We start from the raw sequence: 14,540 nt of genomic DNA on the forward strand, positions 1-14,540 counted from the left end.
TATCCACTAGAATATTCCTTGTAAGATTACGAAGAGGAGCATTGCTTAGTAACTAGTGGTCAGGGTGCGCAACGAATAAGTCCGTTACGAATCACTACGATGGAAGCATTGCCGAAATAGTTTGGTTTAGCGCAAGCCTTACTATTGGTCACTAAGGGAGAAGCCTTAGGACTGTCGCTTAACAAATTATTAACTTCAAATAAGTTTGCTTTGTTATGTGGAGAGCTTCGAATGCAAATCCTATGTTATACAACTGTTTAAGTCGGTTATATTTCACAATTCTTTTTTGCATTTAAACACACTCCTTCATACAATTACCTTATTTATTTGAATCACATATAGGATTTTAAGTATGGGTAATGAAAATTCAGAAATCATTGTTGCAAAATTTGGCGGCTCATCTATGGCAAACCTAGAGGCCATGACTCGAAGTGCTCAAATCAGTGCTACCAAGAACGCTAATATGGTTATCGTATCGGCCGTTTACGGTGTTACAAATCTCTTAGTAGAAATATCTAAACAGGCACCACTTGGTGAAGGTGAAAAGGTAGAAGCACTAGTTGAAGAAATTGCTGATAAACATAATCAAATACTAATTGATATGAATGCAACAGAAGAACTAAAAGAAGATGTTTCTGAGCTTCTTTCAGAAGTAAATATGATTGCCAATGGAATGCTTCTATTAAGAGAATGTTCAGACCGAGCATACGATTCACTTGTAAGTCTTGGTGAAAGAATGTCTTCATTAATTTTTAGCCAAGTTCTAGCAGGAATCCATCAAAAGAAGAATGTTGAGTTATTTGATATTAGACAAGTTCTTAAAACTGATGATCAATTTACAAAAGCTTCACCTGATCTTGTTGCAACAAAGGAAAAGGCCCAGCAACATCTAGTTAACGCAAAGTATGGAGATGTCGTATATGTCTCTCAAGGTTTTATGGGATCGACCTCTGAAGGCTTAACTACAACACTAGGGCGTGGAGGTTCAGATTACTCCGCTGCACTTGTTGCAGAGGCCATGGGTGCTGACACACTTCAAATCTGGACAGATGTCGCAGGTATCGCCACAACAGATCCGCGTATTGTAAAAGAAGCGAAATTATTAAATGAAATAACATTTTCTGAAGCGGCCGAGCTGGCAACTTTTGGTGCAAAAATACTTCATCCAACGACCTTAACACCTGCATTACGTGCAGGTATTAAGGTCTTTGTTGGATCGAGCTATGAACCTGATGCTCCAGGGACTTGGATTGTTGATAAGACTGATTCAGCACCATTAATAAGAGCAATGGCCTTACGTCGAGAACAAAGCCTTGTGACATTATCAACGCCAAAAATGCTTCATGCACATGGTTTCTTATTTGAGATTTTTAAAATATTTAATGATTTTAAAGTAAGTATTGATTCAATTACAACGTCTGAGATTTCAGTAGCACTTACATTAGACGATAGCGCCCTATTAAATAAGAAGATAATTAGTCGGTTATCGGAGTTATGTAGCGTAAAAGTTGAAACTGACTTAACACTAGTAAGTCTAATCGGAAATGAAATCAACCATACACCAGATATTGCAAAGCGAATTTTTAACTCTGTAGAAGGAATCAACGTTAGAATGATTTGTCTAGGGGCCAGTAAGCATAACTTTTGCTTTTTAGTGGATAAGAATCAAGCGGATTCAGCAATTCAAAAACTACATCAGGAATTCATTCAATGAAATTAGCATTACTAGGGAAAGGAAAAACAGGTTCTAAAGTTATTGAGCTTTGTGAAGAAAATAAAAATGGCGAATATAGTGATATTGAATTAAGTGTTTTTGATTCAAAAAATCCTTTAAAGAAAGATGATCTTAATAGATTTGATATGGTTCTCTCTTTTTTAAATGGGGATACGTTTTTAGAGCATTATTTTGATTTATTAAGCACTTCAGGAATCTGCGTAGTTTGTGGTTCAACTGGATTTGAATGGAAACCAGAAATGCTAGATAAAATAAAGACTGGTGGTGGAACCTGGATAAAGGCCACGAACTTTAGTCTTGGGATGAATCTGGTCAAAGAGATGATTAAGATTGCCTCCAAAGCTAATTCTCTTTTTAATGAAGAACAATTAAGCTTCCACATCAACGATATTCACCATACAAAGAAACTTGATGCTCCTAGTGGTACTGCCCTCTCATGGAAAGAATGGTTAGATCATGACGCCGAGATCAGCTCTGAGCGAACTGGAGATATCGTGGGAATTCATGAATTAACTATTGATACCCCTAACGAAATTGTTACAATTAAACATGAAGCAAAAGATCGAAGAATATTTGCCGCTGGAGCATTGTGGGCAGTAAAGCAAATGCAAACTCTTGGGCCAGGACTCTATGATTTTAGTGAAGTTGCCCTTCAAGTAATGAAAGAAAATGAATAATAACTGGAGATTAAATGAATAATATAAATGAGAAAGACCTTGAATTTTTAAACTCAACTCCCCTATGGACGGCCGTAATTACGCCTTTACATGAAGATCAAACAGTTGATTTGGACTCATTAGAGCGTATTTTAAGAGCTCAAGAAGAAGCCGGAAATGGGATACTAATTCTAGGTTCAACGGGAGAGGCCCTTAATCTAAATTTAGAAGAAAGAAAGAATATCCTAAATTTCACAATCGATCTAGACCTTAAGGTTCCACTTATGTGTGGTGTTGGTGGTATCAATCTAAACGAGACATGTGAATGGGTCTCTTATCTTGATGGCCTTGATATCGATGCTTACCTTCTTGTTACACCTTTATATGCAAAGCCTGGTGATGAGGGACAATACCACTGGTTTAAAACACTAATGGATGTCTCAAATAAGCCGGTTATGCTCTATAATGTTCCATCTCGTGCAGGTATTGGACTGTCTCTGGAGGCAGTTAAAAGACTTAATGGGCACCGTGCATTTTGGGCAATAAAAGAGGCCAGTGGCTCAGTTGAGATGTTTGCCAAATATGTTGAGGCCGCAAATGGTGGACGAGTCTATAGTGGTGACGATGCAATGCTGCCGGCCTTTACGCCTTTAGGTGCAAAGGGATTAGTTTCTGTAGCAGCAAACCCATGGCCAGCTGAGACTAATAAATATGTAAGAGACTGCCTAAATGGTGAATTAAATGAAAGCGATGCTCAAATGTGGATTGAAGCAAGTAACACGATGTTTGTTTGTTCAAATCCTGTGCCGGCAAAGTGGCTCATGAAAGAGCAGGGACAAATTGAGACGGCCGTTCTTAGGCCACCACTATCACTAAAAGATATGACAAAAGAATCAATCGTAAAATCAGCAAATGATAAAATTAAGAATTGGAGAAAATAAAAATGACAGTTGATGAAATACTACTAGGCCTAGAAAGTGGAACACTTAGATCAGCACAAAAAGTTGATGGTAAGTGGCAAGCAAATACAGAAGTTAAGCAAATGATTCTTGAGGTCTTTAAGGCCGGAAAGAATGTTGAACAATCAAAATTTGGTTATGAAGGATTTGTTGATAAACACAATATTCCAGCTCAAAAATTTGATACTGATCGCGGTGTAAGAATCGTTCCAGGTGGCTCAAGTGTTCGCCGAGGAGCTTATGTTTCAAAAGGCGTTATTATCATGCCTCCTGCATACATCAATATTGGAGCTTATGTTGACGAAGGTACAATGGTTGATTCACACGCTCTCGTTGGCTCATGTGCTCAAATTGGAAAGAACGTCCATTTAAGTGCTGGAGTACAAATTGGTGGCGTACTAGAGCCTATTGGACTAGCTCCGGTTATTATTGAAGACGATGCTTTTATTGGAGCAGGTGCTGTTATCGTTGAAGGTATTCAAGTTTTAAAACGCGCTGTAATCGCACCAGGTGTTATCCTTTCAAAAGGTGTACCTATTTATGACTGTGTAAATGAGAGAAGACTTGAACCAGGTGAGCCTATTCCAGAAGGTGCAGTTGTTGTACCGGGAACAAGACCGGTAAACGATAAACTTGCCTGGGCAAAGGATCAGGGCCTTTCAATGAATTGTGCCATGATTATCAAATACCGTGATGAGAAATCAGATGCATCACTAGAACTCGAATCATTTTTAAGATAGATAAATTATAATGTTAGATAAAAATATCACAAAAGAATTAAAGAAGTTAACGAAGAGAATCGACTCTTCGTTTTACTTCTATGATTTAGACAAACTTGAAGATCACTTACGCTACATCGTAGAGAACAAAGATGAGAGCATTAAACTTTACTATGCATGTAAAGCAAATCCCCTATCATCTATCTTAAAGCTCATTAGAAATTTAGGAATTGGAATTGATGTGGCATCAAAGGGTGAATTAACTCAAGTTGTTGCAAGTGGAGTTAAATCTAGCGATATTATCTCAACAGGCCCAAGTAAATCTCGCGGCTATATAAGAACTCTCTTAGAACATGAAATCAATTGCGTTGTGGTTGAAAGTATCTATCAATTAAAATGGCTAAATGAACAGGCCAGTGAGATGGGAATAAAGGCACGCGCTCTATTAAGAGTTCAACTAGAGTGGGATAGCAAGGAAAAATCTGTTCTTGGTGGCGATGACATCACCGCATTTGGCCTAGATGAAAAAGGGTGGAAATCACTAGATCTAAGCGAGTATGAAAATGTGGAAGTGATTGGCTACCACGTCTTCCAATGGGGGAATATTTTAAGTGCATCAAAGCTTGAAGAAATTTGGGATCACACATGTGCTCGAATTAACAAACTAGCTCAAGATATGGGTGTAAGACCTCAAGTTATTGATCTCGGCGGAGGACTTGGTATCCCTTACCAAAACGAAAGTGAGCGAATTGATTTCAAGGATATTAATGCAGCTCTAGTGCGCCTTAAGAAAAAGCATAAACTTGAAAAGATCTGGATGGAGCTTGGCCGCTACGCCGTTGGTGAGTGTGGACTATACCTAAGCCAAGTTATTGATCGCAAAAACGTTAGAGGACAAGAAATTCTCGTACTTGATGGTGGAATAAATCATATTGCAAGGGCCGCACTCACAAATCAGGCCTTTCCCTGCGAAGTTCTTGAAGAATGTGAATCTAAGCAGAATCAAGAATTTCATGTACATGGTCCATTGTGTACATCTCTAGATAAGCTTGGCGTATTTGATCTTCCAAAAGATTGCGATTATGGAAATTGGTTAGTGTTCACCCAATGCGGAGCATACGGTTTTACTGAAAGTATGCCATTTTTCCTATGCCATAACCTACCTGCAGAAGTTGTTAAGTACAAAGGTGATATCATGATCCCACGTACAATTAAAACTAGTGCAGATTGGATTGAGTAAATCCTTAAAGTGTATTTAAAACAGGGGCCCCTGGAATATTTCCTTGTGGTGGAGCAAATTGTCTTAAAGGTGCTGGATTAAGTCTTAGCTGGAATGGTTTCCCACTCGCATCAGTTTCCGTTTCACACTCATCTCCATCACATTTATAGATAGGAATTCTTGCTTCTCCACTGATCTTTAGATCTGGAAAGTTTGATGAAGCTGTCGTTGCAAGTTTGTAATCACCATCAGTTTTACATTCAACGCTTACTGTAAAATTAAATCTTTCTTTAGCCACTTCCATTTCTTCGCCATTTTCAACAGCACCAAGAGTTGTTGTTTTAGCGTCAACTTCCTCACCATCATCATCAACTGATGCTGGAATATTCTTTTGAAGTCGACAGGCCGTAACAGGTTCAACATGTGTTACTTTTATAATATTGTCGCTATATTCAATTTTAATATTGAATTCAGCATCTTCATCTGAATTATTATCAGGGTTTTCATCAACATTTGTTGGCCCTACTGGTTGAATTTCAGGTTCAACGACTGCAACGTTTTCATTATTAGATGTTGTCGTATTCACACTGATAGCAGGTGCGGCCACAACTGTTGCCCTAATATTATCTTCAAGTCCTCTGTTTCTAGTAGTTGAAGTTTGAGGAGTGTTTCGATTTCTTGAAAGGCCAACACTTCCATTAGTAGCGCTATTATCTGATTGTCTTAGTGCATCTGTACCATCTTCAAACATATCAAGTTGTCGTGGCGGGTTATTCGTATTTGTGGAAGCAGAAGTTGCATTATCACTCTGCTTAACAGCATCATCTACATTATCGAATAATCCAATTTGTTCAGTAGGAGATGGCCGAGGGTTTGTATTGCGAACACTATCTGTAGCAGCAACAGTTGCGCTTCTTCTATCGTTATCCATTATTTCTTCAATAGCGGCCCTTCTTGATTGAGATTTACCACTTGGTCCACGAGCAATTTCATCGGCCGTTAAAGAAGATTGTGATCTATTTCTAATAACATCTAATGCACTATCATATGCTTGTGGAGAAATGCGGTTGCCGGCCGCTCCATTAAATCTTACGCTAGGATTAATTAAGTCTGCTCTAAAAAGAGCTCCGGCCGCTTCATAATCGCTTAGGCGAACACCATTTTGAATCTTGTTATCAACACGAGCATAAAATGCATTTAGCTCTCGTTGTGTCATATTATCAATATCACTTAAAACAGAATCCAATCTTGCTCGATCTTGAACAGGCCTTGCCATTGTCGGTTGTGTTTCATCTAATCGTTCGATAATACTCTTATCTGGTTTATTAAATTGGTACGCCCTTTGTATTCTTGCATTATCTTTGGCCGCTCCAGGTGTACTTTGATGACGGACAATTGAACTGTCAATATCATCGCCAAACTTAAGAACAATATCACCGTTTAAGTTTGGACTTAAGCCTTTTTCTTCTAATAATTTATAATGCTCAGGATGTGATGACTTACTAATCATAATACCTGATCCATCAGCAGTATAACGGACATCCTTAACGGCCATCATATCCATTGGAAAATCATCAGTGAAATGAAAGTCAATATTTGGATTAACAACATCATCACGTGATACCATTGTTCTAAAGTCGTCGACACCATTGAAATTTTCACTTATTGGCCTAGAGCTAGATGTAATAGAAGTGTTAGACGATTGTCTTGAGAGACGATTATCAGCTTCCATTGTAACGTTACCATGCTCATCAAATAATGAACCTTGCTCTGGTGCTTTTGTTTGTACACCACCATTATCAGCTTGTGCAGTAACCTTACCATTCTCATCAAAAAGACGACCTTGTTCTGGTTCTTTTGCTTGTACTCCACCATTATCGGCCTGTGCTGTTGCCTTACCATTCTCATCAAATAACTCCCCCTGCTTAGGAGAATCATCTGCATTTCGTGAAGCGCTTGCAGTGCTATCAGTTGCATCACTTGCTTTTGAGGCTTGAGAAGAAACGCTAGAGGCACCATCAAAGTAATTAGCTCCTCGTCTTAGTGCATCTGAAGAAGTGGCCAGTGCAGTTGAAGCTCGTCTTTTTGTCGCAAAATCAAGAGTTTTACCAAGGTAGCCATTAAAGGCCGTTGGAATATTATCAAGTTGATTTGCCACACCTCTCATTGTCATAGCAGTAAGTTTATCAGCGGCCCAACCATATGCTTGAACAGCTTGTGCTACTTTTTTACCACCATACATCGCAGTTTTACCTGTTAATTTAGCGGCCATAGAGAAGGCTTTTACTAATTTATTTTTTTGTAGATTAACTACGCGCGGGCCTATTTTAACTGCGAATCCCTTACCTGTTTGAACGATTTTGGCCCCGGCAACACCAGCAATCTTAATCGCCTTACCCATTGGAGAAAATAAACGTGACTTTGATACGGCCCTTGCTCCGACCATAATACCTTTACCTGCAACTTTTGCAGCATTGATCGTACCAGCAGTTAATAAACCTATTAGGACTTCGCCGCCTACAACGCCGACAATACCACATGCCATATTCAATTTTTGGCCACAAGTTGCACATTCAAAACTTGTCACTGGTTCGACGCAAGTATCTTCACCATTTGCATCTTTTTCAAATTTTGCACATGCAAAATTATCATAAATACTTTCAGTAATATAATTTCCAATACCAGTCATTAAATTGGCAAAACCATCTTTTAATGTATTCACTGGATCATCTAAGAGCTTATCAACAAATGATTCTTCAGCAGAAGAAAGTAAGTGGAGCTTGTCTGAAGCTGCATCTTCAGCTTCCTCAGACCCACTAAAGAAATTTCCTATCTTATTGCCAATCCAACTGAAACCACCAGCAGCGACATCCCAAAAGAATTCCGCTGTACCTATTAAGTTTTTAACAAGGCCATTCCATGCAGTAGAAAGGCAGTTTGTATCAGTAGACTTTGGACATTCCATTCCAAGCTTTTCAGTTATAACGTCGCCAAGACCAAATGAAACTGTACTTGCAGCGTTACAAATTAGATCGTTTACACATTCTGAAGTTGGTTGTGACTTACCCTTACACTCATAAATCTCTTCTAAAACTAGATCCATATCTCTTGCAAGAGTTAGCTGATCCATCACGTTCCAGTCTTGAGTAGCACAAGCATAAAACTCTTCTGCCTCTAAACCTTGAGCGCCATCTTTAATTGATGCGACTTCAAGTGCTAGAAAATCAGGACAATTTATCGCTTTTTCATCGTCACCCAATTTACGCTCAGATGAACTCTCAATACTTTCAACAATACTAGATGGTAGTGCAACAGCATCAGAGCGCCAACGGCCAGATGCATCTGTACAGAGAGACTTAGCGGAAGCTAAGTATAATTGAGTGATTTCAACAACGACTTCATCTGGCACTGAGTTTTCAGCTTGTAGTGATAATTGCGCAAATGAATATGAATTAACAATTAAAGTAAGTTGTAATAATAAACTAGTGAATATTGTTTTAACTGAGTTTCTAATCAAGACTCTCCTCCACGTCTACACGATAGACTTTGAAGGACACTATTAATTATTTGACGATCTGATTTTTCATCAGTCATATTCATTAAATATTTTATGTGGAATACTTCTCCACTACAATTGGCATAAATACTCTTTTCTTCAAAATGTTTTTTAGAAACAATGTATTGATGACCGACAGAAAATGAGCTTATTTTAGGTATAGAATTCTCACGAAATTTTAAAAACTTTACGCTTTCACCTTCATATTTCTCAACCCAACTCAGTCTTCCTTTCTTATAATCGTTAACTTGAGATTTAATCATCTGGCGATCAAGACTTTTGCTTTTAATTTTAGTTGGTGTAAATGAAATGATACTTCGATGGCCACTTGCATGCTTCTTTGACATTAGAACATATGGGAAGCCTAAGATATTTTCTTCAAAACGCCAGTCCTTAGGAACATCTCCTGTAATGACGGCCTTCTTTGTTTTATTTTTAACGACAAAATTACTTGCAAACGCACTACTTGCCGTTAAATACACAACAGTACAAAAAACAAGATGAATGACGCTTTTAAGGCAAGGCTTTCTCATAGTAGTTTTATCGGTAATTTCTTCTTAATACTTAATAAATATTACTGAAGATATTAATATTATTAGTATGTTATAATAGTACTAAATTTTAGGAAATCCCCTCTTCTGTATTCAATAACTTATACTAATTAGGGTGTGAAAACAGCGGCTTAAATAATTGGCTATGAGTAAAAAGGAAAGATGATGTTAACGAAAAGATCTCAAATTATTGATGAAACCAATCAAGGGCAATACGCACTCAATATCTATGAATTAACACCAGAAAAAATTAATGAAAATGCACCGATAGTCTATATACAAGCAAATGTTCACGGCGCAGAACTTCAAGGGAATATGGCCATATTAAAACTTTTAAATCTCTTAGAAGACAAAAAGATTAATAGTAAGATCACCCTAATTCCAAATGCTAATCCTTATGCAACTTCTGTAAAAATGGGAACCTACACTTATGGACGATTCAACCCTATTACCGGTGATAATTGGAATCGCATGTATTTGGACTTCTTCTCACAGTCACAAGGACAAGGCCTTATAAGTGATGATGAAATCAAGGAGTGCAAATCAAAACAAGATTATAAAATTCTTATAAAAAATAAAGTTAATGAGTATCGTCGCTATCACCAAGAGTATGGAATAAATGAGAATAAGAATCTCTTTATCACTCTCCAGGAACTTGCCAGTGATGCCGACATTGTCCTAGATCTTCACACGGCCGGTGTTGGATGTCGTTATGTCTATGGCCCAGATTACTTGAAAGAACAAATGAAAGAATTAAACTTTCCATTTAACCTAGTTATTCCTCCAGAATTTGGTGGGGCCATGGATGAGGCAACTTTTTATCCATGGGTAAAATTTCATGAAATTCATAAGAGTGAAAATACATTTGAATCCTACACTCTCGAATTAGGAAGTGAAGAGATCATCGATTCTAAAGCAGGCAAGGCCGATGCGATCAATATATTTAACTACCTAGTTAAAAAAGGTGTCATCGAAGATAAAGAAATAGAATGTCCAAAAAATGAAGCAACATTTTGCTTACTTAAAGACTACAAATCATTCTTTGCACCAAAGTCAGGTTTTGTGGAATACCATAAGTCACCTGGTGAATTCTTTAAAAAAGGTGAAAAGATTATGAGTCTATACCACTTTGATAAGATGGAGAGGCCAGAAGAGGTCATAACCCCTATTTTGGCCCCAGTTGATGGCATCGTCATAAATCATGCCCCAAGTTCAAATGTGAAAAGGGGCATGAATATATTAGAGGCCTTTACAAATTTTACTTCTTAAAGCTAAGCTTAAAGTCTGAAGCCTTACTACCTTCTGGCAGAACAATAAAGTAGCTTCCGTCAGGATTAATACGATACTCTGTTGAGAAATCTTCATTTTCAACTTTTATCGTTGTTGCATTCTTATTAATTCCTCTTACCATTGGGCCATCAAGACGATCTAGGAGAAGCTGCCAACCCAAACGATTATGGGCAACTGTTGGATCTCTTTTATCATAAGATGGTTGAAAGCCATCAGAGCGAGGACTAACCTCAATAACATAAGGGATGACTTGCTCTTCTTCATACATCCAATCAATATCTGATCCATCTACTGAATACAGCGTTTCCCAAGCAGTCCCTGGAGTATAATTTAAAACACGTCCAAGCTCCTTTCCAATTCCCTCTACAACCTCACGATTAAGAGTTCTTTGGCCACGGCAACCATATGGGTAAATAACAAGTTCTGAATAGGCGTGATAAGAAATATTAAATACTGGTTTTATCTGTGAGACAAAGTTCATAAGAACATTAGTTTCAGGCTCACTTGCGGCTTCACTTCCGCGATATGTTTGTGAGAATTTCCATCCACTTGAACCACGACAAGCATTCCAATTAGTTGGATAGTTTCGGTTGATATCTACACCGTAGCCACCTCTCGCATTCTTGCGCCACATATTCTCACCTTCCCATACTTTGATATTTCCATCAATATTCACAATAGGAAGAACATAAATCTCATTCGAATCTACCCAATGAGTAATCTTTTGATCTTTATTATACTTCGTTAAAAGCTCTTTAATAATGTCTGTCGTTACTTCTGCTGTCATAATCTCACGTGAGTGGTGCATACCATTAAATAAAACAGAAGGCTCACTAACCTCATCTTCATCTACATTATCTGAGATCTTCATTGCATAAATCGAGCGTCCTTCTAGAGTCTCTCCAATCTTGATTTTCTTTGCAATTGCGGGGTATTTTTCAGCATACTCAGTCATAAGCGCTTCAACTTCTACAGAGTTTAAATAGCGCTCATCAATAGAGCTTGTAAGAAGATCATTTCGAGATTCGTTGATTTTGAAATTATATTTTTTAAATTCAATGAATTCGTCTTTCGTTAGGGCCACATCAATTAGCTCATTTTTAATATCCACACCAAGAACATCAAAACCATTTTCTTGCAGGCTTTTAAGAGTTTTAGCGTAATTTGATTTAGCGTTGATGGTAAGTACTTTTGATGCTTTTGTAGAACTGCTATGGGCATAGCTAGTCACTTGAGACAGCATCCATGCTGCCAAGATTAACTTCTTCATTATAACTCCTCATGTGTTAATTATATAATTATCCGCCATGAGGAGATTTTGCACAAATAGTGTTATTAAATGTTAGAACGGCTTTGAAGAGCGTGTATTCTCTTTTCTAATGTAGGGTGAGAACTAAAAATCTCGGCCATTGTTGTGCCACTAGAGATTTTAAAAGCACTCATATTAGGGTTGCTATTATCAACCATTTTAGTACTTTGTTGCAGCTTTCTAAGAGCAGCAATCATTTTCTCACGTCCAGCAAGGCGCGCACTTCCTGCATCGGCCCTATATTCGCGAAAGCGTGAAAACCACATTGTTATTGGTATTGCCAGTAGTCCAAAGACAATATCTAAAACAACAACGAGCATTGTTTGAGCAAAGTAGCCAAGACCAGGTCCTTCATCGTCTTCAGAACGCATAGCATTTGAGATTGCCATGGCAGCTAAACGAGATAAAATCATAACAAAGGCGTTTACCACACCTTGTACAAGTGCCATTGTTACCATGTCACCATTGGCAATATGGGCAACTTCATGTCCAATTACACCCTCTGCTTCATCACGACTCATGGTATGAATAAGTCCAGCAGAGACTGCTACCATGGAATTATTTCGACTTGGCCCTGTAGCAAATGCATTAACTTCATTTGAGTTGTAAATATAGACTTCTGGCTTCTTAATTCCACTTAATTTAGCGTAATTTGATACAGATTGAGCAACCCATCCGTAATTAGGATCGTTTTCACTAATTTCAGTCATTGGATACATTCTTTTTGCCATAAACTTTGACATGGCCAAAGAAATAAATGATCCAGCAAATCCCCATACAGAACAGAAGATGATAAGCATTTCAAAGCTATATCCACCTTGATTCATATGCATTGGAATCCCTAATAGACTAAGGATAATTCCAACTGTTGCGACAACTAAGATATTAGTGAGAATAAAGAGTCCGACTCTTAACATTGTATTTTACTCCATTAAAAAATAATAATATCGACATAATTATGCCTGAAAGCTCTATGCGGTCAATAACAACCGTATTGCTTGACAAAAAATTTACAAAAATTCTCCTGGCCCAATAAAAAATACTAAAGAATTAAGGGATTTAGCCGAAGTTAATTAATGAAGTTATAAAACTTCTCAATATTGAGTCAATAAGTCGGGTTAAATGTTTAATAACAAGGTCCTCACAAAGAATGAGATTATCTGGAACGCAATCATATTTGTTGCTGTAATCTTTACTGCTATTGAGGCACCTTTTTCGTTCATTTTTCAAACCAAGATTCAAAAGTGGCAATTAGTAAGTGATCTTATTATTTCAGGACTTTTTGTAGGTGATCTGATTTTTCGTTTTCAAAAGAAACGTGAACAAAATATGAAGTTCACATCTAAAGGCCATCGCTTAAAGTGGATGACACTTATGAGCGTCGATTTAATTGCCTCGATTCCTTATGATATCTTAAGTTACGCACTAGGCTTTCACGCTTTTACTTACTTTAGATTATTTCGCTTAGTACGAGTTGTAAGATTATTTGAAATAGTCTCACATCTTGCCTTTGTGCCTAAGGCCATTAAATTTACGGCCATTTTAACTGTCTTCTCTGTTGCAGTTCACTGGATTAGCTTATGCTGGATTATGATTGCTCCAATAGATCAGGCGCAAGTCATTGACCGAACTTCACATTATATTACGGCCATGTATTGGACGGTAACTACTCTTACAACAATTGGTTATGGAGATATTACTCCTACGACAAATCAAGGTCGCCTCTTTACGATGGTGATCATGATCTTAGGAGTTGGTGTTTATGGTTTTGTCATTGGTACTGTAACAAAAATGGTTCAAGATGGTGAGCGCTACAAGCAACAAAACCGTGAGAAGATGCATGATCTAGCAAGTTTTATGAAGCATTATAATGTTCCAGAGAGACTTCAACAAAATGTTTTCAGTTACTACAATCACCTTGTAACAAAGAGACTTACAGAAAACGATAATAAAATTATTAATGAATTACCTCAGGCCCTTCAAAGTGAGCTTTCAGTTTACATGAATATGAAGTTAATTCGAAATCTGCCATTCTTTAAGAATTTAACTTCAAGCTGCCTTAAAGAGGTTGCTGGTGCCCTTGAGCAAAAATACTACGGACCTGGGCAAACTATTATCAATATCGGTGAGACAGGAAGTGAGATGTATATCATTGGCCATGGTAGTGTTGAAGTAATTCTAAGCGATGGAAACGTTGTAGCAACTCTTCACGAAGGTCAAATCTTTGGTGAAAGTGCTCTCCTACACGACACTAAGAGAAATGCTAATGTTCGCGCTCTTGGATATTGTGAATTATACCGACTCGACAAAGAACAATTTGATGAAATCACAACACGTCATGATGAATTAATTGATCGAATCTCATCTCTAACCTCTCGTCGCTCAGGTGATCGCTCAGAGCGTCATTCTTCAAGCGTGAAACGCATTCAGCAAAAGCTTAAAGAACAAGAAGAAGCTGCGTAATAAAGATAATCTATTGCCTCATTAGAATGAATTACCTTCCTTTAAACATGTTCATTTGTTAGAATATTCTCACTTTTGGAGGA

The 14,540-nt window shown here is 37.7% G+C and carries 11 protein-coding genes and 1 riboswitch; of the genes, 7 read left to right on the forward strand and 4 right to left on the reverse strand.

What is annotated here, in order from left to right; translation table 11 throughout:
- Positions 1 to 23 precede the first annotated feature (23 nt).
- Positions 24 to 236: riboswitch (Lysine riboswitch) on the forward strand.
- A 116-nt stretch (positions 237 to 352) separates the two neighbouring features.
- From lysC to DAY19_RS11905, 5 genes are read left to right on the forward strand one after another with little or no spacing between them, the layout of a single operon-like run.
- The gene (gene lysC / locus DAY19_RS11885) at positions 353 to 1,714 is read left to right on the forward strand and encodes a lysine-sensitive aspartokinase 3 (protein WP_115362719.1); all 1,362 of its coding nucleotides are present in this window, start codon (positions 353 to 355) and stop codon (positions 1,712 to 1,714) included.
- Positions 1,711 to 2,412, forward strand: a complete 702-nt coding sequence (locus DAY19_RS11890) for a 4-hydroxy-tetrahydrodipicolinate reductase (protein ID WP_115362721.1) — start codon at positions 1,711 to 1,713, stop codon at positions 2,410 to 2,412. The genes lysC and DAY19_RS11890 overlap by 4 nt, the downstream gene beginning before the upstream one ends.
- Before the next feature lie 14 nt (positions 2,413 to 2,426).
- Positions 2,427 to 3,332 (forward strand): 4-hydroxy-tetrahydrodipicolinate synthase, encoded by a 906-nt coding sequence (dapA, locus tag DAY19_RS11895; protein ID WP_115362723.1) that lies wholly within the window; start codon positions 2,427 to 2,429, stop codon positions 3,330 to 3,332.
- Positions 3,333 to 3,334: 2 nt separating this feature from the next.
- Positions 3,335 to 4,090, forward strand: a complete 756-nt coding sequence (locus tag DAY19_RS11900; protein WP_115362725.1) for a 2,3,4,5-tetrahydropyridine-2,6-dicarboxylate N-succinyltransferase — start codon at positions 3,335 to 3,337, stop codon at positions 4,088 to 4,090.
- A 10-nt stretch (positions 4,091 to 4,100) separates the two neighbouring features.
- Positions 4,101 to 5,309 (forward strand): PLP-dependent decarboxylase, encoded by a 1,209-nt coding sequence (locus DAY19_RS11905; RefSeq protein ID WP_115362727.1) that lies wholly within the window; start codon positions 4,101 to 4,103, stop codon positions 5,307 to 5,309.
- Positions 5,310 to 5,313: 4 nt separating this feature from the next.
- On the opposite strand, the gene DAY19_RS11910 is transcribed toward DAY19_RS11905, so the two are convergent.
- Both DAY19_RS11910 and DAY19_RS11915 read right to left on the reverse strand, forming a co-directional pair.
- Positions 5,314 to 8,805, reverse strand: a complete 3,492-nt coding sequence (locus DAY19_RS11910; RefSeq protein ID WP_115362729.1) for a hypothetical protein — start codon at positions 8,803 to 8,805, stop codon at positions 5,314 to 5,316.
- Complete coding sequence (locus DAY19_RS11915) at positions 8,802 to 9,377, reverse strand: hypothetical protein (RefSeq protein WP_115362731.1); 576 nt, start codon at positions 9,375 to 9,377, stop codon at positions 8,802 to 8,804. Before DAY19_RS11915 ends, DAY19_RS11910 begins: the two co-directional genes overlap by 4 nt.
- A gap of 183 nt (positions 9,378 to 9,560) precedes the next feature.
- On the opposite strand from DAY19_RS11915, the gene DAY19_RS11920 reads away from it, so the two are divergent.
- Positions 9,561 to 10,664, forward strand: coding sequence for a succinylglutamate desuccinylase/aspartoacylase domain-containing protein (locus DAY19_RS11920; RefSeq protein WP_158536892.1), 1,104 nt, complete (start codon positions 9,561 to 9,563; stop codon positions 10,662 to 10,664).
- Here the strand turns inward: DAY19_RS11920 and DAY19_RS11925 are convergent.
- Together DAY19_RS11925 and htpX are read right to left on the reverse strand one after the other, a co-directional pair.
- Positions 10,654 to 11,955, reverse strand: a complete 1,302-nt coding sequence (locus DAY19_RS11925; RefSeq protein WP_115362735.1) for a M14 family metallopeptidase — start codon at positions 11,953 to 11,955, stop codon at positions 10,654 to 10,656. The genes DAY19_RS11920 and DAY19_RS11925 overlap by 11 nt on opposite strands.
- Positions 11,956 to 12,020: 65 nt before the next feature.
- A complete protein-coding gene (htpX, locus tag DAY19_RS11930) occupies positions 12,021 to 12,911 on the reverse strand; it encodes a protease HtpX (protein WP_115362737.1) in 891 nt (296 codons plus the stop codon).
- A 205-nt stretch (positions 12,912 to 13,116) separates the two neighbouring features.
- Here htpX and DAY19_RS11935 point away from each other — a divergent pair, with 205 nt between their 5' ends.
- Positions 13,117 to 14,457, forward strand: a complete 1,341-nt coding sequence (locus tag DAY19_RS11935; RefSeq protein WP_115362740.1) for a cyclic nucleotide-binding domain-containing protein — start codon at positions 13,117 to 13,119, stop codon at positions 14,455 to 14,457.
- Positions 14,458 to 14,540 lie beyond the last annotated feature (83 nt).

The sequence above is a fragment of the Halobacteriovorax vibrionivorans genome (genome assembly GCF_003346865.1).
GTDB lineage: Bacteria > Bdellovibrionota > Bacteriovoracia > Bacteriovoracales > Bacteriovoracaceae > Halobacteriovorax_A > Halobacteriovorax_A vibrionivorans.

Coding starts and splice junctions, on each gene's coding strand:
- DAY19_RS11905 (WP_115362727.1), top strand. CDS start 4,101: ATGTTAGATAAAAATATCACAAAAGAATTAAAGAAGTTAACGAAGAGA.
- lysC (WP_115362719.1), top strand. CDS start 353: ATGGGTAATGAAAATTCAGAAATCATTGTTGCAAAATTTGGCGGCTCA.
- DAY19_RS11920 (WP_158536892.1), top strand. CDS start 9,561: ATGTTAACGAAAAGATCTCAAATTATTGATGAAACCAATCAAGGGCAA.
- DAY19_RS11915 (WP_115362731.1), bottom strand. CDS start 9,377: ATGAGAAAGCCTTGCCTTAAAAGCGTCATTCATCTTGTTTTTTGTACT.
- DAY19_RS11890 (WP_115362721.1), top strand. CDS start 1,711: ATGAAATTAGCATTACTAGGGAAAGGAAAAACAGGTTCTAAAGTTATT.
- dapA (WP_115362723.1), top strand. CDS start 2,427: ATGAATAATATAAATGAGAAAGACCTTGAATTTTTAAACTCAACTCCC.
- DAY19_RS11900 (WP_115362725.1), top strand. CDS start 3,335: ATGACAGTTGATGAAATACTACTAGGCCTAGAAAGTGGAACACTTAGA.
- DAY19_RS11925 (WP_115362735.1), bottom strand. CDS start 11,955: ATGAAGAAGTTAATCTTGGCAGCATGGATGCTGTCTCAAGTGACTAGC.
- htpX (WP_115362737.1), bottom strand. CDS start 12,911: ATGTTAAGAGTCGGACTCTTTATTCTCACTAATATCTTAGTTGTCGCA.
- DAY19_RS11935 (WP_115362740.1), top strand. CDS start 13,117: ATGTTTAATAACAAGGTCCTCACAAAGAATGAGATTATCTGGAACGCA.